We start from the raw sequence: 25,257 nt of genomic DNA, 5'->3' as shown, positions 1-25,257 counted from the left end.
ATCAGTGCAGTATGAGAAGAATAATCGCATTCACGGGTAGTAACAACCCCAATTCAATACATGAAAAATGGCTAAGGCATATCATTGCCCAACATCCCAAAGAAGGAATTGAGTTCTTGGATTTAAAGGCATTCAATGTACCTATATATAGCCAAGGAATTGAAGAACTGGGCATTCCACAAAAAATGAGAGCACTTTTTCAAGTTTTCTCAGAAGCCGATGGGTTTATTATAGCGTCACCAGAACACAACGGACTCCCTTCTGCTTTTCTAAAGAACATCATTGATTGGCTTTCTCGGATAGATCAGCGTTTTTTCGGGGAGAAACCCATACTACTATTGAGTACTTCACCAGGGGTGACGGGAGGGCGCACCCATTTGAACCTGCTTGCAGGATTGGTCGGTAGATGGGGAGGTGAGCTTGCGGGGCAATATTCTTTGGGTAGTTTTCACCAGAACTTTGACATGAACCAAAATGTAATAGTAGATCCTGAGGTGCGAATACAAATGAGAAGTGCGATAAGCGCACTGTTGAATAACAAGAAACTGCTAAGCACCCTATCATGAACAAAGCGATTATTGAACATCTTTTTACTTTTTGGAGCGAGATTGGTCGACTTGGTGGCTTTCTATATAGCGAAGAAGGGATACGGCACACATTGGCTCCTGAGAAATCATGGCCTAGTAAAGTTTTTGGATTGGGACCTAGTAGAATAGATGAAAATCAACTTTTGGAGAACATAAGAGTAGGGGCATGGCCCAATTCTGTTGGTATTTATGAAGATGTAGAAAGTAAAAACTTGTTGGTCAACAATGGCTTTAAATTAAGTTCTACTGTAAAAGCAATGGCCTTGAAAGTCTCAAATGGATTGGATCAAATAGTGGATTTAGGGACAATTGCCCCTGTAAAATCTGATGCAGAAGTGCAGGCTTTTGCCAAGATTGCTTCTATGGCTTTCGGGTATCCGGTGCTAACGGAGACTTTGTCTCCATTGCTACAAGCCTCATCATTTCAGTTGTTTTTAGGCATTCATGAAGATGATTATGCCAGTTGTGGCATGGTATTCACAGACCATGATGGTATTTCTGGCATACATATGATAGGAACCCTACCTGAATTTCAGGGATTGGGACTGGGGAAAAAGATGACTCAATATTTGGTGAAAAATGCTAAAGAGAAGGGAAGCATCTATGTGTATTTGGTGGCCTCACAAGCTGGTGAGGGAATTTACGCCAAGATGGGCTTCAAGACATATGGTGTATTGGAAAGTTACCAACTTCCAGATGGTTTGGAACACCAACATTCAACAGGGTCATGAAAATGCTTGTTCAATTTTTAATGCTCGTTGCTGTTCAAGGGCTTTTGGGTCAAGAGCTATCCTTTTCTCCTGATATGGTGTTTGGCCATCGGTCCGTAACCTACAAGCATACCATCGGGTATGCATTTTCACCAAAGGTTTCCATTAACAATCTTACACTGTATGATACGGAATACAACAGTGATATCAACAACATTTATTTTATAAGGAGTGGGATTGGACTGTCTTTCGGAAAACTTATGACCAATCTGGCCATTGGCGTAAAAAACCCGGGAGCTTTTGCCACCTTCTCCCTGGGAATAAACAATAGCGGTTCCAGGTTTTCGTATAACTATTCTATGGGCACCACCTATCAAGATGGATTTTCATTGGAGCAGACCCTGATATTGGATTACCAACCCAGACTGAATGATTCTTATTTGGGTTATGTAAACCTATTAGCTGTAGGAAACCTGAATGGGGATGGTTATATACGAGGCTTGCAACAGTTGAAACTGGGTATCAAAAAACAGGAATGGATCATGGGATTGGCTATCAACCTCGACCAATTTGACAACTCAAAGAAAAGGCTAAAAAATCTGGGCTTTTTTCTCAAACACAATTTTTAAATCAAAAAAAATAAAATGAAAAAAAACAAACATTTGGGGAACTTATTGATACGGGTCAGTATTTCATTTACCATGTTAATCTATGGGATAGACAAATTGTTGCATGGTATGGAATACATTGATGAATTGTTGTCAAAGCACGGGCTGCCCTCTTGGATTTCCAACGGAGTTCTTGTAGGGGAAGTCTTGGCTCCTTTGATGATTATAGTGGGGTATCGTACACGATTGGCAGGACTCATCTTCGCATTTAATTGTCTGGCAGCCTTTATTTTGGCGCAAACCCAAAATCTATTCAAGCTTAATGAAAAAGGGGGGTGGGCATTGGAACTTTTGGCCATTTACCTTATAGCTGGATTAGCGTTTTACTTTATGGGAGGGGGAAAGTATGCAGTATCCAGATTGAACAAATGGGATTAAACAATACATAATAAATCTTTGAGACCAATGCACGTTATAATCTATGAATTTGAGGTAAAGACCGGAGTTGATAATAAGTTTAAGGAAGCTTGGGAGAAGCTCACAAAAGCTTATCTGGACCATGCAGGCAGTTATGGTTCCAGATTGCACAAATGCGATGACGGAAACTATATTGCTTATGCACAATGGCCCAGCAAGGAATCCCATGCAATTGCTCGGAGAAAATTGACCAACAAGTCAAGGCCATTGTTAGATGAGTTAAGATCTACATGTAGCAATGTTAAAATCTTATCTCAATTGGAGGTTTTAAAGGATTATCTGATGCCTTCTTAAGATATCTTAAGTATTAGGCGATGAATGGCAACTAATTTTGAGTAATAAACAAAACAAAAAAATGAACAACGGAGTGACTGTTTTACTGGCTATACTTGGAGGTGTATTTTTGGCCATGCAAGGTGGTTTGAATGCCAAACTCGGAATCCATTTAAAGAGCCCTGTTTTGGCTTCCTTGATAGCTTTTGCATTTAGCACTCTCTTTGCCCTAATACTGGTCTTGGCAAGTTTACGTACTTCTTTTGATGTGGGGTTGATGCGAAAAATACCTGTATATCTTTGGTTTTCAGGGGCATTCTTTAGTGTATGCGGTATTTGTCTGTACTATCATACCATCCCAAAACTGGGAATTTCTTCAATGATCAGTCTTGGACTCTTTGGTCAACTACTATTTTCTACAATTGCAGGGCATTTTGGGTGGTTTGGGCTTCCAGAGGAGCCCGTGGCCCTTAAAAAAATAATAGGAGTATTAGCCATGACAGGTGGTATAATACTAATCAATAAAAACTAAACTTATAGAACATGAAATTACTAGAGCATTTACAATGGCGGTATGCCACTAAAAAGTTTGACCCTTCTCAAAAAATCAACCAAGATGATTTGGAAAAACTGAAAAAAGCGGTACAGCTTTCCGTTTCATCATACGGATTGCAACTGTACAAGGTTTTGGTCATTTCCGACAAGAAGATACGGGAAAAATTATTGCCATTTTCGTGGGGTCAATCGCAAGTTACTGAAGCTTCACACCTTTTTGTTTTTTGCAACTATACCGAACACAAAGAAGAAGATGTTGACGCATATATAACTTCAACCTCCAAAATACAGGGAACACCCTTGGAAAAATTAGAAGGTTATGGTGATTTTATAAAGAAAAGCCTATCCCGCATGAACCCATCTCAATGGCGGGTCTGGTCAGAAAAGCAAACATATTTGGCTTTGTCCAACCTATTAACGGCCTGTGCAGAACTTAAGATTGATGCTTGTCCCATGGAAGGGTTTGATCAGCAAGACTATAACAGAATATTGGATCTAGAAGATCGTGGCCTCAACGTAAGCATAATTGCGTCTATTGGCTATCGTTCCAAAAATGATCATTCGCAGTTCAGACAGAAAGTACGTAAACCTATCCAAGAAATTTTTGAAGAGTTATAGTTTTCAATAAACTGCTACTTTTTATTCAAGTACTTTAATTAGTTACAAAAAATGCACTTTCACCATAAGGTTGGGAAGTTGAAACGAAGTATGCCGTGCATGGCCTACATGGCTGAAAAATAAAGAGTTGTACTTTTTGGAAAAATGAAGTCGTTAGGAAATAGGATGGTATGTGCCTATCTGCCTGATTAAACAACAATGATCAAGGGGGCTTTATGCCTTCATGTACTCGCGGTACCATCTAAAAAATGTCTTCAATAATAAACTCTCCCTAGAAATCTTATAGGGAATAGGTTGGTTCTTCGAATTATTCATAGAGTATTCACAGGAAAATTCAATTATTGTCAATATAATATCAAAACTGGCTAATAATCTTGGAAAACTTGATGTAGATAATAATACTTTTATGGATGGTTGTTTCCACGCTGATTCAGTTCGCCCTGATTGCCATTTGAATGCAAAGATGGCAATTATATGTTTACTGAATGCGAATAGGATTTAACAATCCAACAAGGGCTTCATCGCTGTTCAAACCAACCCCAACCCCTATGGAAAAGTATATTAAATTGTGTTGCCTTATTATTTTCATGAACTTTCTATTGACCTGTCACCTTAATGCGCAGTCATTAGATAGTATGGTTATTGACTGTGAGGATTTTGAAATGGAATTCAACCGAAAGGGAATATCCAGTTTTTGGTCAAAATCTGATGAGCATAGGGCTAGTATCGTTGGAAAAAGAGGGGAGTGGGGCGATGTGGATGTAAAATATCAGGTAGCGGATGGTGACTGGCTCAATATATATAAAGGGGCGACCTCACGGGAGATTCTATCTCCGGAGAAGGTGAAATATACCGACTACAAGGAGGGTGTGGTTTTAAAAATGGAGCGTACTTTTGAACGTGTACGAAATGGCATCGACTGGACCATTAGGCTGGAATCCATGTTTGATTATCCCATTACCATCGGTGACTTTTCCGTTCCAATTTCTTGGCCCCGACCGTCTGGAGAAGAACCCAATTATATTTTTGAGGAAACCTTTATTAAGCACCAGTATATAGGTGGCAACAGTTCGTTCATTTACTTTTCTAAACCCTCTGGGGAACCACCATTTTTGGTATTGATGACTAAACCGGGTACCAAGTTGGAATATTTTGATTCCGCTTCAGGATATTCGGCTCACATACATTCTCAATGGGCCGCCGCCCAAAAGGAGGGGAGTTGGCGAATGGAAAATACAGCCTTGGAACTCGCACCCAAAGGAAAACCGGGCAGTAGTATTACGTATGGTTTTCGCATGCAATGGGTAAACAGTTATGATGAATTAAGGGATGTGCTTTACCAAAATAATCTGTTTGATATTCGTGTGGTCCCTGGAATGACCCTTCCGCAAGGATTGAGTGCTAAGTTTTCTTTACGGACCAAAAACAAAATCGATTCCATTTCAGCTGAATTTCCCAAACAGACCAAGATAGACTTCATCAAAGAAAAGGAAAAAGACCTTTACATTTATGAGGTACAGTTTGAACGTTTGGGAGAAAACAAACTCACTATTCATTACAACGGGAATCAAAAATCCATTTTGGAGTTCTTCTCCACTGAGCCCGTTGAGACCTTGATCAAAAAACGGACTGACTTTTTAACCCAGTCCCAACAACACACAGACCCTTCAAAATGGTACAATGGGCTGTACTCAATTTGGGATATGAGTAAAGCCGTGCTTCGTGGACCGGACAATACCGATGGTTTTGATCATTGGTGGGGCTATGTTCTGGCCAGTGATGATATTGGTCTGGTAAAGGCTCCATACATCGCCTCCAAGAATGTTTATTTTCCTGAAGATGACGAAATAGCTTCAGTAGAATACCATATAGAAAATTTTGTTTGGGGAGGGCTTCAGCGTACCGACAAGGAAACCAACCCATATGGAATTCATGGTGTTCCCAACTGGCGAGAGGCTAGAGACCCATTGTTGAGAGCTAGGTCTAGGGACTACAATCTGGATAAGATAAAAATTTGGCGTTCCTATGATTATCCCCATATTACCAAAATGTACTACCACATGTTTCAGATTGCCGAGTTCTATCCTGATAAAGTCCAGTATTTGGATGCGAAGGGCTATTTGGAGCGTGCATTTCAAACAGCCAAGGCCTATTTCACCTATCCCTATGAAATCCTACCTTGGTACGATACCTATAAATGGGGCTGCTATAATGAGCTCATTATTATTCCACTGATCAAGGATTTGGAACGATATGGGAGAAAATCCGATGCAGATTGGTTGCGACAGGAATGGGAGAAAAAGGTGAAATATTTTGTTTATGATGACAAATACCCTTTCCGTTCAGAATATAGCATAGACCGAACTGCTTTTGAATCCAGCTACGCTTTTGCCAAATATGGCACCCTTAACAAAATGAAACCGGATGAAAAGCTATGGTATGATGTTAATCTTGAAAAATGGTACTCACATCCTAGCGTAAAACAGGAAGATAGTCGGGATTTTATGGATAGGCAGAATACCGCAGGACTAGCTGTCCGTGGCTGGGTAAATCCAACCTACTATTCCCTGGGTTCTGATGATTCAGAAGGAGGCGGGCTGAGTTACATGGCACGGATGGGTGGATGGAGTATTCTGGATTATGGGCTGCACTTTGCCGAAAAACCTTATGACTGGATTCAGTTAGGCTATGCCTCCTATTTAAGCTCGTATGCGCTCATGAATACTGGTACTAAAGAGAGCAATTATGGCTATTGGTTTCCAGGAAAGGAAAATGATGGTGCCTTGGGTTGGGCTTTTAACTCACAAAAGCATGGCCGAATTTGGCTCCAAGGCCGAGAAATTGAACGTGGCCCGTGGAACTATGATGGAGAGGCCGATTTAGGTATGGGCGCCATTGGGCATACTGCATCTACTGTTCTAGTAAACGACCCCATTTTTGAATGGTTCGCTTACGGCGGAAACTTGGATGAGACAACTAATGGCTTCGCCATTGTCCCAAAGGATGGCCTAAGAACACGATTTGCTATTGTAGCCAATGGCACTAGGTTTCAGATGGAATTGGAACGGGATGGATTTGCCAAGAATAATCCTATTTTAGTGTCCAAGTCTATGAATGAAGTAAGTTTTGTGCTTGAGAATAGGGTGGAAAAGCGACATCGTACCAAATTGAACTTGGAGAATTATGGTAATATATCTTTTAAGTGTAGGGCTGATGGCAAATTGCTCAAGGTAATAAAGAAAGGTAACATTGAAAGTTTTGAGATTCCTGTTTCTGGAAAAACACACCAAGTAACCCTGACTTTGAATTAATAAAAAACCGCTAAATAACCAATAAAAAAGCCCCGTGTAAAAGCGGGGCTTTTTTGTTGGGGGCTTTTTTAAAACATGAATCCTAGTCCGGCAGACCATACGGAATTGTGCACATCCACATCTTCAATCATTTCAGAAAATCCGTAGGTATATCTCCCTTGGATAAAGAACCCACTTGGAAATTTGTACTCCAATCCTGCGGCACCTTGAAAATCAAACCCATTGATGGCGTCAGTATCAAAATCGCCACCATCTTCCCCCGGGTCAAAGTCGATTTCCTCATTTACCTTAAACCCAAATTGGGGTCCGGCTTGAATGTTGAGTCCATCTGCGATATAAAATTTCAAGAGCAAGGGTACCTGAATGTAGTCTACCTGAAATTGGGCATCTGGGGTATCGGGCTCATCCGTAATATCAAAACCTTGCGCGGAATAGTATATCTCTGGCTGAAGGGAAACATGGTCGGACAATGGTGCCTCGGCCAATAGACCCAAGTAAAAGGAGGTCCTAGAATCAGGGCTATCAAAATCATCGCCTGCCACTGTGGCAAAATTGGCACCACCACGCACTCCTAATTGTACATTGTTGGTGTTCTGGGCAATACAAATTGACCCCACCAGAAGAGCTGCTATTATCAATACATTTGTTTTCATCATTATTAAGATTTAAGGGTTACTGATTGCAATAATCGAAAACGAATGTACTACCAATAGCTTCGGAGGGTTGACGCAATGCACAAAAAAATTGACGGAAATCAAGGACAACCATTCTCAAGGTCTTATTTATTCAAGACCTTGAGAATTCTGGAAATGCGTAAATAACGGGATTAGGATTAATTGGTATGGAAACCACATCTATCCAAGTATACTTTGATATTATACGATGATTCTTATCTTTTTTAGCCAGAGAACCTAAAAAGTGTTGATTCTTTTTAATTCGTTACCGCAAAAATCAGAACCTGATGTTTTAAGGATATCATTTTCCACTATAATGGTCTCGTCCCTCCAAGATTCCGTTCCAGAGGTGTTTCTCCATTTCACCTTTCCAGTATAGACACCAGGGCTTTTTCGGGTTAGATGAAAGCCTATTTCATCCAAGGTAAACTTAAACTTGTCAAGTCCACCAAGTTTTGAATAGCGCCCTTCTATTTCACCTTTTTCGTTGGTATAGAACGCCACTACACGCCCATCACAGCCTTCCCAAGACCCAATAATGTTTGTGTTGGTGTTGGACACCGTGGGACTCACGGATTTGCATCCAACCCATAATCCCAAACTTAGGGACACCAAAATGATAAAATTCAATCTCTTTGTTCCCATTAGTCTTTTCTTTGATATTTCTCTTTCATAAATTCAAAATACATATAACCAAAACGGTCGTACCAATCCTCAACCCCATATTTGGCCTCACAGATATTGAGTTCCATCATGGCATCGGCTAGACTTTGAAGAAATTCGGCATATTTATTATCATAGGCCTGTTCAAGTTCTGTTACAGATTTTTCGATATTTCTTCGTTGCGTTTGCCAGGCCAGGCCGCCAACCCCACTGGGAGTAAAGCCAGATACATCGTCCCCAAAAGAAATGGCTGCGTTGGAAAAATCCTTGGTACACTTGTAGATAGTGGCCAGTTTTTCAAACTGATACCTCATGTTATTGAATTTTTTCCGGGCTTCAAAAAAGCATTGGGCACATTCTTGGTCTTCCTCTTCCGAAATGTCGCCCTTATCATCAAAGTACAGATCTGTGCATATTGAAGGAATGGAAGGGGCTTGAGCTGGCGGAGACGAACTTATACATTTGCCAAGCCCATTGTTGTAGGTGCTATAAAGCAATTTTACATTATCCCATTGTTTCCGTATGGTGGAGATGGTCTTATCTAGATTGCCGACTACTTTGTCAACCGCCTTTCTTTCATTTTCCAACATATTAAGTCTCGTGTTGAAATCTTCCATAGCATTTTCTTTGAACGCTTCAAACTGTTCTATGGAAACGAAGTCACCAGCATCTTGCGCAACACCGATTGATGGCAATAATGACAAAAACACTAAAATCACTGTGGTGCCCTTTCCTTTCCGCCCCATAAGCTTTCCAGCCAAAACACCAATAACCAACAAGGCAACCCCAAGGGCAATGTACAACAGGTAATTAGTTGTCCCGCCATCACTGCTTCCCTCATTGGCGTCATTGGGTGAAGCTGCACCGCTGGATTCCATTTCATCTTCACTAATGGCTCTAAAGGCGCTTCCCAAATAGGTTTTCTTTTCGGGGCTTGCCAAAACGGTAATAGTATAGAGTGAATTGTTGGGTTGGTCCGTTTCCACTTTAATTCCAAAACTGCCCCAGGTACGTATTTTAAAGTTCACAAGCCCATCTTGCGCGTTGGTTGTATTTTGTTGGGCCTGCACAGCTTCCCAATTATCCTTGGCCAAGCTCACCTTGAGTGGGGTGCCATCCACACTGGTCACCAATACATCTACAAAGTTGTATAGGTCGTGTCCGGTTACATAGTGGTACATTGCAGAATCTGTTAATCTATTGAAATAAACAATACCTAATTCTCCTTCATGACCGGTTCTTGTATCTGCAAGCAGTTTCAATTCTACCGGTTGAATTGCTTTATCCAATGTAAAAGGTTGGGCATATCCTTTAAATGCCCCAATAAACAAGAGACACAACAACGAAAACTTGTGCAATGGTTTCATTTTGATTTAGTTTTGATAGTGATTAATAAGATAATTGGCAATTTTATACGTGTTCTTTTTCTGTTCGTCCCTTTGGGAATCTGTTAGCTTAGGGCCATTAGGGTTTAAATAACTATAACTGACTTTTATTGGGTTTCCATAATTAGTATTTAGCAATAGTAGAAAACCTTGTACAGGATGTCTTTTAATGTAGGTGTCTCCTGATTCACTTATGCTGACCTCTATCATCTCATTCTTTAGCCCACTTTTTATTTGACCCTCTACGATGTTTGTGTCACCCCATTTTTCAAGACTTATCCCATAATTCACCGTAAAATTGTCTGGATGGGTCACTTTGAACCAACAACTGCCCTGATAGTTGCTTTGTTCTTGTACTTGGTCGGCACCATACCCCAACGCCTCGGCCAATTGTGAGGTAGTCAGCTTACAATCTTCGCTTGCAGCGTACAACTGGGTATAATCCCCATGTTGCTTAAGCTGTATGGTGTTGTCGGTGCCATGGGTTGCCTTTACTTCTTTTTCCGCAGTGTCCGAAGTCGAAGTTGTTTCTTCCTTTTTTTTGGAGTTACCACAAGCGGATAGTACCAATACTGTGAAAAAGAGGATAAAAATGTGTGGTGTTTTCATACTTTCAAGTTTACTGATTGCGGTTGTAATTGGTAAAAGACCAACCTATTTTGTGATGATTGAATGAAGACTTTTATGATAAAAACATGAGGCCTGAAGAAATTTATTCACTAATGGGACCTCAATTAAGGAATTAGTATACCTGTTGTCTGACATAGACCAGTCTTTTAAGGGTTCGTTTGGGGAACTACACCTCTATGCTGGTTAACCATTGAAGATGATTTCATACTAATATACAGGAATTCAATTGATTGTAGTTTGATTTATATTAAAATTAGATAAACGGCAACGTTTTGTGTAAGCTTGAAGTAGGAGGAAACTTTACAAATAACATCATATAAATTATTGATTAATAATGCGTTATATAATTTTAAGTTGAGATTTTGGCGAGAATGCCTGTATGGATTCAGGTGCTTATTTGAGGAGTACAAAAGATCTTAAAAACAGACCCTATCAATAACTAGTTTGTGGGGTGTTTTTCAAATTTGATTTTAGGCCAATGAAAAATAAAAACCCAATCAGTAAAATGATTGGGTTTTCTACAGAATTAAAAAAATCTCAGGTTTTCCTAATTCATAGCAATTTCCATTAGTTTCGTGTTACTGTAATTGAATTAGACAATCCATACAGCCCCATAAGATCAGAGATGTTGTTTCCTGCTTCTAAACCTGTCAGTCCGTCTTCATAGCGCATATACCATATAAAGCATACGCCAGGTCCAGCTGCATCAAAGTCTACATTTTCAACATCAGTCAAGGTTGGGGGAAGGCCAAGGATATTGTCTTGATCGTCTGTAATGACCCACGTACCGTTGGTACCATTTGCCCCACTATTGTCCAATGAAATTCCACTTACCATATTTGGGGTACCATCTACAACAATGGTAAAGGGTCCACCAGAAATTTCACCGGCATTAGGATTTCTATATACTTTAACCGAGTTGGACAAAGCAAAATTACCAGCTAGGTCGGCGGCATTTTCTCCTGCGGCAAGACCTGTAATCTCACCCTCATAGGTCAAATGCCATATAAGGCAAACACCTATTCCTGCTCCATCAAAATCAACACCTTCCAATGCTTCAAGAGTTGGTGGCAACCCAAGGATATTTAAATTGTCATCTGTAATGACATAGGTTTGGTTACTACCTGTCAAATTACTGGCATCCAGACTAATTCCCGTTACCATATCTGCCGTACCATCGACTGAAAAATTATAGGGTCCTCCAATCAATGCTCCAGCATTCAAGGCATTTCTATTGACCACCACTTGGTTGGATAATGCAAACACTCCTTCCAAATCATCTAGGTTATTGCCCGCTTCAAGACCGCCAATTTCAGTAGAATAGGTTAAACTGTAAATAAAACAAACTCCGGTTCCAGCTTGGTCAAAATCAACGCCTTTGACGGCTTCAATGGTAGGTGGCAATCCCAAAATATTTCCCATATCATCGGTAATTACAAATGTTTGGTTGTCACCATTTAAATTGGTAGCATCCAAGGAAATCTCCATAATCATATCAGGAAGACCATCCACAACAAAATCATATGGTCCGCCAACGAGTTCACCAGCGTCAAGGGCATTCCGGTTGACCACTAAAAAATTTGATAAATCAAACATTCCACTCAGTTCATCCAAGTTTCCACTTACCTCCAGACCGGTAAGCGTACCATCATAAGTTAGGTGGTAGATGTAACAAACACCTATTCCTGCTCCATCAAAATCCACTTCAAAGAGGGCATCCAAGGTAGGCGGAAGTCCCAAAATGTTTTTGTTATCGTCTGTAATTACATATGTTTGCGTCTCGCCAGAACCTGAAAATCCAGTCAAGGTAATTCCACTTACTAAGTCGGGACTCCCGTCCACGGCAAATGAAAATGGTCCTCCAGAAAGTGTTCCGGCTTCCAATACTACGGGTTCTAAACCATCATCTGTTCCCTCGTCATCCTCACAAGCTAAAAAACCAATGGCGAGCAACCCTAAAATTGATAAAGTTTTCAATGTTTTCATCTCTTTGTTTTTAAGTTTTCACAAAGAAACTTTTGACGTGTAATGAAAGCTTCACGAAAACATAAACTTTTTTAATAATTTGATATGCAGTGGTTTAGCTGAAATGTTTTTATTAATCTGAAAGATACACCCACATTTCTCGACCAAAATTGGATAAACAGGAATGTTTTCTTAATGATTCTGTGATTCTTTCGTGAGATATTTCACCTTATTTCGATGGTTATGAAAAATGTATTGATTATTGAGGATGATCCCGAGATTGTTCAATTGCTTGAAATCCATTTAACGGATTTAGGATGTACCATCCAGAAAGCCAATAATGGCCCTTTAGGGCTAAAACATGCTGTAGAGGGGCAACCAGAATTAATAATATTGGATATCATGCTACCAGAAATGGATGGTATTGAGGTTTGTCAGAAGATAAGAGCAAATAATGTTAAATCGCCTATCCTTATGCTAACGGCCAAATCTGAAGAAATTGATAAGGTGTTGGGATTGGAGGTGGGAGCTGACGATTATTTGACCAAGCCTTTCAGTGTTCGGGAATTTATTGCCCGGGTAAAAGCTATTTTTCGTCGCCAAAAAATGGAGAAGTCCACAGAACAAGGCCCTCAGAACAACGGGACCATGTATTTTGACAATCTGACGGTGAACATAGAATTACGAAAGGTGCAATTGAGCGGGGAAAAGGTTGAACTATCCCCAAAGGAATTTGAGCTATTGGTTTTACTATGTTCAAACCCTGGAAAAAGCTATGAACGTGAGAAATTGCTGAAAATGATTTGGGGGTATGATTTTAAGGGATATGAACATACTGTAAACTCCCATATCAACCGACTGCGTTCAAAAATAGAACCCGATATGGGGCAACCTAAATTTATCCTAACCACTTGGGGAATAGGATACAAATTCAATGAAGAACTATGAAATTTTCCTTGTTTTCCAATAGATTGCTCATAAAGCTGTGCCTTTCGTTCCTGTCAATCCTTTTTTTTGCCGCCATTGGCTATATTCTGATCACTGCTTATCTTACCAACAATCACTATTATGAAACCACCCAACGTTTACATGCCAATTTGGCCCAACACCTGATTGATGAAAAATTTAGCAACCAAAGCCCTTTTGATGCTGAAGGAAATGTGAACAAGGAGCTTTTTGGGGATATTATGCACGATATGATGGCGGTAAACAGGGCCATTGAAGTGTATCTATTGGATGAAACGGGGCATGTGGCTTACTCGGTGGTCCTAGACCACGATGGAACTGATACCCAAGCTAGGAAAATAGACCTAGATCCCATACAACGGTTTATTGGGGAGCAAGGTTCGGCGTTTATTTTGGGTGACGACCCCAAAAATCCGGAAAATCAAAAGATTTTTTCTGCTGCCTCTTTCGAGAAAAATGGAAAAAAGGGTTTCATTTATATTGTGCTGGCCGGAGAGGATTATCTAAGTACAAGAGCCTCCCTCATAGATGGTTATTTTTTCCGTCTAGGCCTTAGAGGTGTTGCGTTGACCTTAATTTTTGCAGCAGTTTTGGGGATATTGTCAGTTTGGTACCTCACCAAAAACCTTCGCGAAATAATTTTTGCCACAAAGCGTTTCCAAGAAGGTGACCTCCAGTACAGAATTCAAGATGCCGAGAAAATGGACCTTGCCATCTTGGCGAAGACGTATAATGAAATGGCCGATACCATTGTTTCGGATATTGAAAAAATCAAATCACTTGAACTGCATAGAAGGGAGCTCATTGCCAATATTTCACATGACTTGCGTACTCCGCTATCCATTATTCAAGGCTATGTGGAGACCCTACGAATCAAGAGAAAAGATTTGACAGACCAAGAACGCGAAGAATATTTGACCACGGTGAATAATGGATGTGAAAGGTTGGCCAGATTAATTGCACAATTGTTCGAATATTCCAAATTGGAAGCCAATCAGATTGAACCAGTAAGAGAGCCTTTCCTAATCACTGAACTGGCCAATGACATCCATAGGAACTATAAAGTAATAGCAGCACAACACAATATTGAACTTCAATTGGAAATGAACCCTAAAACGCCCCTTGTTTTTGGGGATATATCACTTGTAGAGCGGGCCATTCAAAACTTAATGGACAATGCCATTAAGTTTACCCCTGATGGAGGTACGGTTGGAATCAAAATAATACCTATGAAAGACCATGTTGAAATTATGATCAGTGATACAGGCCCAGGTATTCAAAAGGAGCACCAATCATTGATATTTGAACGTTATCGACAGACCAAGACCGGTCAGGTTAAGGAAGGTGCGGGCCTTGGACTTGCCATTGTAAAAAAAATAATGGAACTCCACAACGCTAGTATAAAAGTCTTGAGCAATCCCTCAAAAGGAACAATCTTTAGTTTTGAATTGCCCATATATCAATTAAGTTGATAGCTTTCCTTTTATGGCACATGGAGTACATAGTCAGAAGTACTGTCCAATACCAAACACAATGCCTTGAGAACTGTTCGGTGTAATTCCATATCCGTAGTCGATTCGGAATATGGCATTAAAAACAAACTTATGTATGAGTCGTAACCCTACTCCCGGATAGACTCTTATGTTTTGTTTATCTCCAAAATCGCTGAAATCTCCGCCTGGATTCCTCCAACTACCGGCATCAACAAAAATGTTGCTTTGTAGTACAAACCATTTCTTGTCCATTAGGGTATGCCGATATTCTGTATTAAGAACGATGGCTGCCGTGCCTCTATCAATGGTGTTGCCAACCCCTCTAATGTTAAGGTTGTTATCTACAGCAAATGGGGCAAATGGAGTTTCCAGATTGCTTGCCAGCCCCAATCGGAGGCGGTTGGCCCAATTCCCTTTAGCCCCTATTCTTTTGTAATATAAAAAGTCCGCAAATCCTATTATGAATTCGGGAAGTTGAGCTTCATTGGCACTTTTAACATATTGAAGGTTGAACGTGCTTCTGTACCCATCCAGATATTGATAAAAATAGGTGGTGGCATCATAATTATATATTGTTTTGAGTAAATACTTGTTCACCTTTAGGGACTGCGGTACATTGGGGCTAGTGGCGCCGTTGAGGTATTGATAGTCTTCGGTAAAAATATTTGCCCCCAGCTCCACCCGATACCGGGAATTGATTTGATAAAGTCCCAATAGCTCAACGGATTCATTGTTATAACGATATTGTGCTGTACCAGCATTTAAAAAAACGGGCTCCTGCGTGGTTAAATTTTGATAATTGAAGGCCAATCCCATCTTGGGTCCAAATAGCATGGGATGTCTCACTTGAAAAGAATAGGAATCAAATATATCTTTCTGGTAAAATCCCCCTATGGTGATATTTCTTCCAAAAGCATTAAACTCCTGCAAACCTAGCCTATAGGCAAATTCATCTTGGTTGGTGGTGTACACACTTACAAACGGAATTAAGGTAAAATTCTCCTCAATAGTATAAACCACTTTACAACCTTCACTATTATCAAGGAAGATAACCTCATAGGTGGCATGGGAAACAGAAGGCACCCGGATCAGTTGGGCTACGTCCCGTTTTACCATTAAGGAATCCAACGGCATGTTACTCTTTAATTGAACAACATTTTCAAGAATGGTTGTTTTGGTTTTTTCATTACCCTGAAATTCAACGGCATCCACCACCAGTTGTCCCCTTACAATGCCGAGAACAAATAGCAAGGATGCCGTTAAAATAAATGGGTGTCTCATACACTAAAAAACGATTGAAATCAAGGTTAAAGCAACCTAAAGCCCAACATTTTGTTGGGTTACACATAGCAACAAATTTACAGTAGACCAGGAATCATTTCCACTATAAAATAGCTCTAAGTCCAAGATTAAAGGTTTCACCCAGTCCAGTATTGTTACCTCTTACAAAATTGGTATATAAAACTTCGAGGTTAAGTTCTCTTGTCAACTGATACTTCATTCCACCGCCAATTGCAGTAAAATCCTGTGCAAAGTCGTTCCCAAGATCAATACGTTGTGAATGCTGAATCAATGCCAATACGGTAAACTTTGTGCTTGGGAAATAACTCAAGAATAATCCGGGAGTAAGGTTTAAACTGTTGTTTGCAAAACTTTCCTCCTTATCGCCAAAGCTCAATTCGGAATTGAGCTCCGAGAATAACTGCCATTTTCCACTGGCAAAAGTATGGTCATAAAACAAGCGATTTTGCCAGATATACCCCTTTTGGTCCAAAAAGACTTCATCTTCGCTTTCATTGTCCACTAATGGAATAAAGAAAGATGATTGGATGGAAAAATTGTTCAGTGAAGCGATGGGAACGAACTTGACCGATGGGGCGATAGAGGTTAACCCTGAGCGTGCCGTACCCGTTTCACCATCAAACTTGAATACGTCCAAAGCTTTTCTTCCTCCTACAACATTAGATCGAAATTCAAGGATGGCACCAAGGTTCCATCTTTTGTTCGACCCCACTCCCGTGTAGACCTCCAAAGTTGAAGTGAAGAACGTCTGTCTTGGCTGCTTGCCTTCCGCAAAGGTGCTCTCGGTTTCGGTATAAAGGTTGTTGAACCATTTAATATCCCATTGGCCCTTTCCGATTAGCTTAGAGGGTGTGTACTGTAAAATATTACTTGTTGGTTGATCTACATCGTCCTGAGAAAATGCTGTTTGAAGGGAGAAAATGATTCCTAGGGCAGCGGCAAAAATTCGAATTGATTTCATAGTTTATCTTTTTCGGGGTCAGGTTTAAATTTTAGTGTCGTTCAATCTCCAATCGTATGGATAATAATATAGTTTGGCATCGTTGTTCAACTTTTCGTTTCGATATTGATTAATGTACTGCAGCATACTTTTGCCACCGCGCGTAAAATCTTCGGCATACCATTCAAACAATTGCGAAATGCCAACTTTTTTTCCTTTAATGCGAATAAAATCCGGGTTGTTGATGGCAAGTTTGGTTTGCTCTTCCATTTGTGCATCCAAAGTGTCGGGTTTATAGGCTTTACTGATTATTGGTGGACAGCCCAACCCGGCACATACCAATACAAAATGAAACCTTGATTCGTTTGGAAATACTTTTCGAAGTAAATTGTTTTCAATATCATTCAGGGTCAAGCTTTGACCACCCACTTGATATTGGATTTTTTCGAAGAAACCCTTGACATCAAGTGGGGACTTTAGCGGATAATTCTTGATAATTCCTTTTATGACCAAAAGATTATAGGAGTTGATCCAAAAGGCTTGATATTCCGCGACATTACTTGGGGAAGTCCTGAGTTCTTCGGCGATGCCAATCAACTCATCCAAAGTCTTTGGGTTTTTCGCAATGGTCTCGTAGTCAACTCTACCGTCTTTTATATTTTCCTTAAAGAAAGCGTCTGCTTTGGAAAAAAACATCGAAAAATCAGAAGCTAAAATCGGATGGCTCCCAAGGACTAAAATGAACAAATAAACTAATCGAAGGTGTTTCATAACAATTTTTTTAACTCTATGCCAATGGTCGAGAAGAATTTAAACAACATACACAATGGCTTTACTTTTTTAGGTTCGGAGCAAAGGAACTATAAGGAAATCATGGAAATATCACGGAAAGTTAAACTTTTACAATAGCGTGATTTTTTGGTATGCCTTAATGATTTCTCACTCAATTGCTGAAAGATTACTTCCTCTGGCACGACCCATAACTAGAATACCGTTAAATGACTTCGTTGAATTCCCAATAAGTAAGCAGATTTTTTCTGAATGGAAGAAGAAAACAATTGACTGTTTGGACAACGAATCAAATTGAAGGGTAAGACCTGTTTTCAGTTTGAGACATTTTCTCTAAAAACAAACCCATGAAAATAAAGATTCTTCTTATAGTATTATTGACATCCTTTTTCATGAACATGAATGCTCAAAGTAAAAGATATGTCCGAAACTACTATCGGAACGGAATCTTAAAATCTGAAGGTTGGGAAGAGGGCAATAAAAGAGATGGTTATTGGAAATTATATCATTCCTCTGGCAACATAAGTGAAATGGGGCATTATAAAAACGATCAAAAGAATGGATACTGGTATTCATACTCCAGAGGGGGGATTTTGATTGAGGAAGGACATTATTCGAAAGGTGAAAAAAACAAATGGTGGCTTTTTTATGATGATTTAGGAAACTTGATACATAAGTGCCAGTTGGACAAAGGAATTAAAAACGGCTATTGTTTAATGTATGAAAATGAAGAATTGACATCAGCTTTAAAATACAGGCGCGGAAAAAAATTGAAGGAATGGCATGATTTTAAATCATTTAAAAGGGAAAATAATCTCTTGGATTTGAAATAGCGTATTTGCGCTTTTCAGGTATTTAAGCGGAGGAAGAGGGATTTTGTTCCAACCTCACTCTTTTGGCATTTTCCAAATACCATAGTCTTAAAAATAAAAAACCGCTAGAGCTAACTCTGCGGTTTTTACATTCAAGACTTGCGCTTGATTGCGGAGGAAGAGGGATTCGAACCCCCGGAGGTGTGACCCTCAACAGTTTTCAAGACTGCCGCATTCGACCACTCTGCCATTCCTCCTAAGCGGGTGCAAATATATAAAGGTTTTTGTTATCCGAAAAGGTATTTTTAATTATGTTCCCATAAAAAAAAACCGGCACATAAAACTATGCGCCGGACTATATATTTTTAAAATAAGACTTATTCAAATCCAAATTCAACACCAAGGGTAACCATATCAAAACTACCACCATCACGCGAAATACCCCGGTAGGCTGCAAACAGATCTACACTGTTGCTCAAGGAGAAGGAAACTCTTGGCGAATAATAAAACCCCCCATCATTACCATCATTGATGCCCAGAGCATACCCCAAATTCAGACCAAGACCAATATCATCCGATGCATCGAAGATAATCCCACCACTTACCGGAAGGAATTTAATGTCTTCAATTTCAACGGTTCCAATTCCAGTGTCAATTTTGTCACCAAAAGAATGGGAGTAACCAATAGCTGGTCCAGCATGTACATCATCGCTTAAATCAAATAGATAGCCTAAATCAACGGCGATGGCAAAAGTAGTCAAATCTCCTGCATCCCCCAAGGGAAGCCCTCCGCTGATTCCAGCTTGAAATTGTGCTTTTGCAACGGTGGACCCAAAGAGCACTGCTAAGGAAAATAAAAGAAATTTTTTCATGAGATCGATTTTTAGATTCAACCAAAAATAATTAAATTTTAACATATCTCTATTTACAAGGTGTTTTAATGGTAAATAACTAAATATTAACCATAAAATTTATTATATCAATAATATAAGGGTGTTTCCAAAGTTTGCTCAAATCATATCAAAAATTTAGAACTTAGGCCATATTTTTGTCTTATGCAGGAATGGTACCACTATGTGCTCTTGGTTGTCGTAGGATTTGCGGTAGGATTTATCAACACTGTGGCAGGGGGTGGCTCCCTGCTATCTTTGCCAACCCTTATATTTTTGGGATTGCCGGCGCCAGTGGCCAACGGTACCAACCGGGTGGCCATTGTTATTCAAACGGCATTGGCTACCGCAGGTTTTAAAAGTAAGGGTATATCTACCTATCCTTTCAATGTGTATTTGGGGATTTCAGCCTTTTTTGGGTCCATATTGGGCGCATGGATTGCCATTGATGTAAAAGGGGAGACCTTCAATAGGATTCTGGCCATCATCATGGTGATCGTGGTGCTTATCATAATTTTTAAGCCGAAAATGCGGTTAGAGGAAATGCAGGAAAGACTCACAGGAAAATACCTGTGGTTGAGTATCGTTGCTTTCTTTTTTTTGGGGATTTATGGTGGGTTTATTAATGCCGGACTTGGCTTTTTAATGATGTTGTTCCTACATTTCGTCAATAGAATGAACCTAGTACGGGTGAATGCTACCAAAGTGGCTGTGGTTTTTATTTACATGCTCTCCGCACTGGCCGTATTTGCCTTCAATGACAAGGTCAATTGGAAATTGGGCTTTATCTTGGCCATTGGCAACGGAACGGGTGCATGGGTTGCCAGCAGATTTTCTGTAAAAAAAGGCGATGGATTCATTAAGACCTTTTTAATTGTGGCCGTAATAGTAATGGCCATAAAATTGTGGTTTTTTGGTTAAAATTAGTGGTCAGTAGTCAGTGTAAGGTAAAAGGATTTGAAGAGATAAAATTGAAGTTTTGTAGTTTCAATAACCAATAACCAATAACCAATAACCAATAACCAATAATACAATAGAATATGCCGGGTTTTGAACTTTTTGGAGATAAAGAACGGGAACAGGTACATGATGTACTGGATTCAGGTGTGCTGATGCGCTACGGGTTTGATGGAATGCGAAACGGACATTGGAAAGCCAAGGAACTTGAAGCATCTTTGGCCCAACGCATGCAGTCCAACCATGTTCATTTGGTGAGCAGCGGCACTGCCGCACTTACGGTAGCTTTGGCAAGTGCTGGTATTGGAGCAGGTGATGAGGTGATCATGCCCACTTTTACTTTTGTGGCGAGCTTTGAGTCCATTTTGGCGCTTGGTGCCATTCCGGTTTTGGTGGATGTTGATGATACCTTGACGTTGGACCCTTCCGCGGTTGAAAAAGCAATTACCAATAAAACTAAAGTGATCATGCCCGTACACATGTGCGGTTCCATGGCCGATCTGCATGCGCTTCAACAGTTGTGTGGAAAACATGGATTATTGCTGTTGGAAGATGCGTGTCAGGCCATAGGTGGTAGTTATCAAGGAAAACCTCTGGGCAGTATTGGGGATTTGGGGTGTTTTTCCTTCGATTATGTAAAAACTATTACCTGTGGCGAAGGCGGAGCCGTCATCACCAATAATGAAGCCTATTATCAAAATGCCCATAAATATTCCGATCATGGACATGACCATATCGGAAATGATAGGGGAGCGGAGCAACATCCCTTTTTAGGCTATAATTTTCGAATTTCGGAATTGAATGCAGCCGTGGGCTTGGCTCAACTTTCACGGCTGGATGAATTCATCGCCCTGCAAAAAAGAAATTATACGATATTGCGAGAAGCGCTCTCAAGTATTCCCGAAGTAACTTTTAGAAGAGTGCCCGATGGAGGAGAGGAGAATTATTCCTTTTTGAACTTCTTCCTTCCTACGGAAGAAATGGCCCAAAAAGCACAGCAAGATTTGGGAGCCAATGGGGTGGATGCCTGTTTTTACTGGTACAACAACAACTGGCATTATTATAGAAAATGGGAGCATCTGACCGACCACAAAGCCTTGGGAAAATTACCTGAAGAGGTGATCAAAGGCCTTCCGGATTATTCCAAAGCTGATTTTTCAGCATCAGATTATTGGGTGGGTCGCACCATTTCCTGTTTGATTAAATTGGGTTGGTCTGAAAAAGAAATGAAAGAAAGAGCCAAAAAAATGGTAGAGGTTATCCAATCATCCACTTAAAAAAGCTTGACATAAATTACACGAATATCCACTAATTCTGGCCTTGATTGAACTTGAACTTGCGTTTTGAGTTTGAACCTGAATCAGTAATTCACATATTCAACAATCTCCAGGCCGTATCCTACCATTCCCACACGTCGGGTCTGCCCTGAATTGGACAACAACCGAATCTTGGAGATGTTCAAATCGTGAAGGATTTGCGCCCCAATGCCAAAATCCTTGGCATCCATATCAATTTTAGGCGCTTTGTTGATGCCCTGGGCCTGTAATTTTTTCAATTCGGCCAAACGACTCAACAGATTCATGGATTGGTTGCCTTGATTAATAAAAATCATGGCGCCCTTTTCTTCGGAGTTCAACACATCGAACATACGTTGCAAGGCCTCGTCTGGATTGTTGGTCAAGGTGCCCAACATATCATTGTTGACCAAGGTTGAGTTGATTCTCGTGAGCACCGGTTCGCCAGATTTCCAACTACCTTTTACTAAGGCAATGTGCACTTGGTCATTGGTGGTCTGCTTATAGGCACGTAACCTGAATGCTCCAAAACGCGTTTTTATATCGAAGGACTCCTTGAGCTCAATAAGACTGTCATGTTCCATACGGTAGGCAATCAGATCCTCGATGGAAACAATTTTCAAATCAAATTTTTTAGCCACTTTCAGCAATTCGGGCAATCGGGCCATGCTGCCATCCTCATTCATGATTTCCACAATGACACCCGCAGGTTCCAGACCGGCCAATCGGGCAAAATCTATAGCTGCTTCAGTATGTCCGGTACGGCGCAATACCCCGCCTTCCTTGGCTATTAGCGGAAAAATATGCCCGGGCCGGGCAAGCTCATGGGGTTTTGTGGCTGCATCTGTCAACGCCAACACCGTTTTGGCCCTATCCGCGGCCGAAATCCCTGTGGTTACCCCATTGCCCCGTAAATCCACAGAAACGGTAAAGGCGGTTTCCAATGGGTCGGAATTATGGGTTACCATTTTATGGAGACCAAGTTCCTTGCACCTTCCTTCGGTGAGGGGCGCACAAATGAGTCCGCGGCCATGGGTGGCCATAAAATTTACGGTCTCCGGGGTAATGAGCTCCGCAGCGGCGAGAAAATCACCTTCATTTTCACGGTTTTCATCATCCACCACAATGATGACCTTACCTTGACGGATATCCTCAATGGCTTCTTCTATGGCGTGTAATTGTATTTTTTTATCCTTAGTAACCATTATTGCTCTTCAGAATCTTTCTTTTTCTTTTTAAATAGGGATTTAATTCGGTCAAAAATATGTCCAAACCCGAACAGACCTCTATCTGCTGTGGCCCTTTTTGTTAATGAAATGCCCAAGGGCAGCATAATCAAAGTAGAGAGCCAAGCTCCAAATGCTGGATGAATATTGCCTTCTTTGGCATAGTTTCCAGCAAATACCCCAATAAAATAATAGGTCAAAAATAAGACAATAGCAATGACCATAGGCAAACCAAGCCCTCCTTTTCTGATGATGGCTCCCAAGGGTGCCCCTACAAAAAAGAGAATAATACAGGAAAATGCCAGCGCATATTTGTTATGCAGCGAAAGAATATGGCTATTGTAGAATTTATATCGTTTTTGAAGTTCTTCTTTTTTGGAGACCACCGTGTTCAATATGCCCGTAATCGTATTTTTGGCATTGTTGACGACTTGTAGTCTTTGCCATTCCTGAAGTTGCTTCAGAAGGTCATCGGCATTTTGTATGCTATTTTTTAGAGAATCGGTTACAATCTCTTTTTCGGGAATTTCAATAAGTTGTAAACTATCGTCAACTTTTGGTTTAGCGGGGAAAGCTCCCATGCGATTTACAATGTTTTTAGAGAAAGCCTCTACTTTTTCAACATTGTTCTTCCCCAACGAATCAATATCCTTTACGAGTCGCCCCACATTCTTCATCTTGTCCGTGGTGATGTTGCCGTCTTCCTCAAGGTCTTGGTCGTTCAACTCGGAGATGTCAATATTAATGGTATAAGTCTCGAACTCAGACTTGGCAAAAGGGTGCTTTCTTCGCTCTTTGCTGTCCTTGGACCAAACTTCTTCATAATAATGGCCGTCTTTAAGTACCAACTGAATGATATCCGACTCTTCACTACTGATCAATTCTCCTGCCTTGGCCTTAATGACGGTATTGTTGACATTCTGGTCTGTTTTTTTGTGGATGATCACATTGTCCAAGAAGCGATCTTGTTCCCCGTATTTTTTGTCCACTTTAATGTTCATTCCATCTCCGGTGCCTTCAAAATCACTGAAAACCCCTTCGGTAATCGCTGCAGCGGGTTTTACCTTGGCAATGTTTCGCCTAAGGTTGAACATTTTCTGCTCAGATTTTGGTATGACGTTGTTGGCAAAGAAAAAGGTCACCACTCCCAAAAATAACACGAACACAACTAGGCTGCGCATGCCTCGTTGCAGGGAAATTCCCGAAGCTTTCATGGCGGCAAACTCATAGTTTTCGGCAAATGTTCCAAACGTAAGGATGGAGGACAATAGAACGGTAAGAGGAAGTACCTTGTCCACCAAAGTGGGGATAAAGTAGAAAATGAACTTTCCTATAATAACAATACCTAGACCTTTTCCAGCCAAATCATCGATGAACAGCCATATTCCCTGAAAGATGAATATGACGATCAAAATGAAAAACGAACTGAAGAAGTTGTAAAGAAACCTCTTTAATATATACTGGTCTAGTATTTTCAATCTTTAGTTTCTTGTGATATAGTACCCTTTATCCTCGTATTTTTTCTCGTCAAAGGTAAACAGCGTACTTGAAAGTGACTGATTGGTTTTGAAAGAATTAACGGTAATGGTGGTCTTGGTACCATTGTTTCCTGTCTGAATAAGCTTGTAGATATGCTTGGTCTGAGTGTCAATTCCCAACAAAATAGACTTGATTTCGGTGTTGGAATCGATGGGAATCAATTTTACATACTGAATTTTACGCCCATCCACATTTTGAAGGATATCCCACCGGTAGTTATGGCCTGTTTTGTAAAATGTCAGCATTTTTGAAGGACTTACGTTATCATTGTCTTCATTCACATCTTCAATGGTGACCTCTTCATTTTCAGGAACGATGGTGTACACTTTCTTTCCATCAAAAAGCTGTTGCGCACCCAAATAATTTAGGAAATATTTTTCACCGTCAAGGGTTACATTTCCGTTGGTTTCCTGTTTTAGGTTGGCCTCGGTGTTCTCCAGGGTGGATTTAAAATCGATATAAATGTTGTCGTAACTTTTAACCTTGTTGTAGACCTCGTCCAACAAAGCTTTGGCCTTGTCCGAGTTTTGCCCGAATGAAAAAAGCCCTGTTACTAAAAATCCGATTAAAAGAATATGTTTCTTGATCATGG

At 40.4% G+C, this 25,257-nt stretch carries 25 protein-coding genes and 1 tRNA gene; 13 read left to right on the top strand and 13 right to left on the bottom strand.

Going from position 1 to position 25,257, the window contains the following annotated elements:
- Positions 1 to 11: 11 nt before the first annotated feature.
- The 8 genes from AB1A65_RS12285 to AB1A65_RS12250 all read left to right on the top strand — a co-directional run bounded on the left by AB1A65_RS12285 (position 12) and on the right by AB1A65_RS12250 (position 7,139).
- Positions 12 to 566 (top strand): NADPH-dependent FMN reductase, encoded by a 555-nt coding sequence (locus AB1A65_RS12285; RefSeq protein ID WP_366589523.1) that lies wholly within the window; start codon positions 12 to 14, stop codon positions 564 to 566.
- The gene (locus AB1A65_RS12280) at positions 563 to 1,318 is read left to right on the top strand and encodes a GNAT family N-acetyltransferase (protein WP_366589521.1); all 756 of its coding nucleotides are present in this window, start codon (positions 563 to 565) and stop codon (positions 1,316 to 1,318) included. The genes AB1A65_RS12285 and AB1A65_RS12280 overlap by 4 nt, the downstream gene beginning before the upstream one ends.
- Positions 1,315 to 1,926 (top strand): hypothetical protein, encoded by a 612-nt coding sequence (locus AB1A65_RS12275; RefSeq protein ID WP_366589518.1) that lies wholly within the window; start codon positions 1,315 to 1,317, stop codon positions 1,924 to 1,926. Before AB1A65_RS12280 ends, AB1A65_RS12275 begins: the two co-directional genes overlap by 4 nt.
- Before the next feature lie 15 nt (positions 1,927 to 1,941).
- Positions 1,942 to 2,343, top strand: coding sequence for a DoxX family protein (locus AB1A65_RS12270; protein WP_366589516.1), 402 nt, complete (start codon positions 1,942 to 1,944; stop codon positions 2,341 to 2,343).
- A 27-nt stretch (positions 2,344 to 2,370) separates the two neighbouring features.
- On the top strand, positions 2,371 to 2,676 hold the full coding sequence (locus AB1A65_RS12265; protein WP_366589513.1) for a hypothetical protein: 306 nt from the start codon (positions 2,371 to 2,373) through the stop codon (positions 2,674 to 2,676).
- A 61-nt stretch (positions 2,677 to 2,737) separates the two neighbouring features.
- Positions 2,738 to 3,187: a DMT family transporter gene (locus tag AB1A65_RS12260; RefSeq protein WP_366589511.1), complete on the top strand. Its 450-nt coding sequence runs from the start codon at positions 2,738 to 2,740 to the stop codon at positions 3,185 to 3,187.
- Positions 3,188 to 3,198: 11 nt separating this feature from the next.
- The gene (locus tag AB1A65_RS12255; protein ID WP_366589509.1) at positions 3,199 to 3,828 is read left to right on the top strand and encodes an NAD(P)H-dependent oxidoreductase; all 630 of its coding nucleotides are present in this window, start codon (positions 3,199 to 3,201) and stop codon (positions 3,826 to 3,828) included.
- Positions 3,829 to 4,376: 548 nt separating this feature from the next.
- Entirely contained in the window at positions 4,377 to 7,139 is a 2,763-nt protein-coding gene (locus AB1A65_RS12250) for a DUF5695 domain-containing protein (RefSeq protein WP_366589507.1), read from the top strand.
- A gap of 68 nt (positions 7,140 to 7,207) precedes the next feature.
- On the opposite strand, the gene AB1A65_RS12245 is transcribed toward AB1A65_RS12250, so the two are convergent.
- The 5 genes from AB1A65_RS12245 to AB1A65_RS12225 form a co-directional block, all read right to left on the bottom strand.
- Complete coding sequence (locus AB1A65_RS12245) at positions 7,208 to 7,795, bottom strand: porin family protein (RefSeq protein WP_366589504.1); 588 nt, start codon at positions 7,793 to 7,795, stop codon at positions 7,208 to 7,210.
- A 255-nt stretch (positions 7,796 to 8,050) separates the two neighbouring features.
- Positions 8,051 to 8,458, bottom strand: coding sequence for a hypothetical protein (locus AB1A65_RS12240; RefSeq protein WP_366589502.1), 408 nt, complete (start codon positions 8,456 to 8,458; stop codon positions 8,051 to 8,053).
- The gene (locus AB1A65_RS12235) at positions 8,458 to 9,843 is read right to left on the bottom strand and encodes a hypothetical protein (RefSeq protein WP_366589499.1); all 1,386 of its coding nucleotides are present in this window, start codon (positions 9,841 to 9,843) and stop codon (positions 8,458 to 8,460) included. Before AB1A65_RS12235 ends, AB1A65_RS12240 begins: the two co-directional genes overlap by 1 nt.
- 6 nt (positions 9,844 to 9,849) lie before the next feature.
- Positions 9,850 to 10,470: a hypothetical protein gene (locus AB1A65_RS12230; protein ID WP_366589497.1), complete on the bottom strand. Its 621-nt coding sequence runs from the start codon at positions 10,468 to 10,470 to the stop codon at positions 9,850 to 9,852.
- A 588-nt stretch (positions 10,471 to 11,058) separates the two neighbouring features.
- The gene (locus tag AB1A65_RS12225) at positions 11,059 to 12,477 is read right to left on the bottom strand and encodes a hypothetical protein (RefSeq protein ID WP_366589495.1); all 1,419 of its coding nucleotides are present in this window, start codon (positions 12,475 to 12,477) and stop codon (positions 11,059 to 11,061) included.
- 222 nt (positions 12,478 to 12,699) lie between these two features.
- Between AB1A65_RS12225 and AB1A65_RS12220 the strand changes: the two genes are divergently transcribed.
- The gene (locus AB1A65_RS12220) at positions 12,700 to 13,404 is read left to right on the top strand and encodes a response regulator transcription factor (protein WP_366589492.1); all 705 of its coding nucleotides are present in this window, start codon (positions 12,700 to 12,702) and stop codon (positions 13,402 to 13,404) included.
- Positions 13,401 to 14,894, top strand: a complete 1,494-nt coding sequence (locus AB1A65_RS12215; RefSeq protein WP_366589490.1) for a HAMP domain-containing sensor histidine kinase — start codon at positions 13,401 to 13,403, stop codon at positions 14,892 to 14,894. Before AB1A65_RS12220 ends, AB1A65_RS12215 begins: the two co-directional genes overlap by 4 nt.
- Positions 14,895 to 14,927: 33 nt before the next feature.
- On the opposite strand, the gene AB1A65_RS12210 is transcribed toward AB1A65_RS12215, so the two are convergent.
- The 3 genes from AB1A65_RS12210 to AB1A65_RS12200 form a co-directional block, all read right to left on the bottom strand.
- A complete protein-coding gene (locus AB1A65_RS12210; RefSeq protein WP_366589488.1) occupies positions 14,928 to 16,196 on the bottom strand; it encodes an outer membrane protein assembly factor in 1,269 nt (422 codons plus the stop codon).
- A gap of 103 nt (positions 16,197 to 16,299) precedes the next feature.
- The gene (locus tag AB1A65_RS12205; protein ID WP_366589486.1) at positions 16,300 to 17,178 is read right to left on the bottom strand and encodes a hypothetical protein; all 879 of its coding nucleotides are present in this window, start codon (positions 17,176 to 17,178) and stop codon (positions 16,300 to 16,302) included.
- A gap of 24 nt (positions 17,179 to 17,202) precedes the next feature.
- Positions 17,203 to 17,928: a DUF547 domain-containing protein gene (locus AB1A65_RS12200; protein WP_366589483.1), complete on the bottom strand. Its 726-nt coding sequence runs from the start codon at positions 17,926 to 17,928 to the stop codon at positions 17,203 to 17,205.
- A 365-nt stretch (positions 17,929 to 18,293) separates the two neighbouring features.
- Here AB1A65_RS12200 and AB1A65_RS12195 point away from each other — a divergent pair, with 365 nt between their 5' ends.
- On the top strand, positions 18,294 to 18,779 hold the full coding sequence (locus tag AB1A65_RS12195; protein WP_366589481.1) for a hypothetical protein: 486 nt from the start codon (positions 18,294 to 18,296) through the stop codon (positions 18,777 to 18,779).
- A gap of 151 nt (positions 18,780 to 18,930) precedes the next feature.
- Here AB1A65_RS12195 and AB1A65_RS12190 read toward each other — a convergent pair.
- Positions 18,931 to 19,015, bottom strand: a tRNA-Ser gene (locus AB1A65_RS12190).
- Between the two features lie 120 nt (positions 19,016 to 19,135).
- Positions 19,136 to 19,630, bottom strand: coding sequence for a hypothetical protein (locus AB1A65_RS12185; protein ID WP_366589480.1), 495 nt, complete (start codon positions 19,628 to 19,630; stop codon positions 19,136 to 19,138).
- A gap of 183 nt (positions 19,631 to 19,813) precedes the next feature.
- Between AB1A65_RS12185 and AB1A65_RS12180 the strand changes: the two genes are divergently transcribed.
- Complete coding sequence (locus tag AB1A65_RS12180) at positions 19,814 to 20,569, top strand: sulfite exporter TauE/SafE family protein (protein WP_366589478.1); 756 nt, start codon at positions 19,814 to 19,816, stop codon at positions 20,567 to 20,569.
- Between the two features lie 119 nt (positions 20,570 to 20,688).
- The gene (locus AB1A65_RS12175; protein WP_366589476.1) at positions 20,689 to 21,882 is read left to right on the top strand and encodes a DegT/DnrJ/EryC1/StrS family aminotransferase; all 1,194 of its coding nucleotides are present in this window, start codon (positions 20,689 to 20,691) and stop codon (positions 21,880 to 21,882) included.
- 83 nt (positions 21,883 to 21,965) lie between these two features.
- On the opposite strand, the gene ribB is transcribed toward AB1A65_RS12175, so the two are convergent.
- The 3 genes from ribB to AB1A65_RS12160 are packed head-to-tail and all read right to left on the bottom strand — an operon-like array spanning position 21,966 to position 25,255.
- Positions 21,966 to 23,105 carry a 3,4-dihydroxy-2-butanone-4-phosphate synthase gene (gene ribB, locus AB1A65_RS12170; RefSeq protein ID WP_366589473.1) on the bottom strand — a complete coding sequence of 380 codons (1,140 nt, stop codon included), beginning with the start codon at positions 23,103 to 23,105 and terminating at the stop codon, positions 21,966 to 21,968.
- Positions 23,105 to 24,604, bottom strand: a complete 1,500-nt coding sequence (locus AB1A65_RS12165) for an LptF/LptG family permease (RefSeq protein WP_366589471.1) — start codon at positions 24,602 to 24,604, stop codon at positions 23,105 to 23,107. The genes ribB and AB1A65_RS12165 overlap by 1 nt, the downstream gene beginning before the upstream one ends.
- A gap of 3 nt (positions 24,605 to 24,607) precedes the next feature.
- The gene (locus tag AB1A65_RS12160; RefSeq protein ID WP_366590199.1) at positions 24,608 to 25,255 is read right to left on the bottom strand and encodes an outer membrane lipoprotein carrier protein LolA; all 648 of its coding nucleotides are present in this window, start codon (positions 25,253 to 25,255) and stop codon (positions 24,608 to 24,610) included.
- Positions 25,256 to 25,257: the final 2 nt, after the last annotated feature.

Origin of the sequence: Allomuricauda sp. ANG21, from assembly GCF_040705235.1 — a bacterium.
GTDB lineage: Bacteria > Bacteroidota > Bacteroidia > Flavobacteriales > Flavobacteriaceae > Flagellimonas > Flagellimonas marina.
This window is presented reverse-complemented; position numbering and strand designations above follow the sequence as displayed.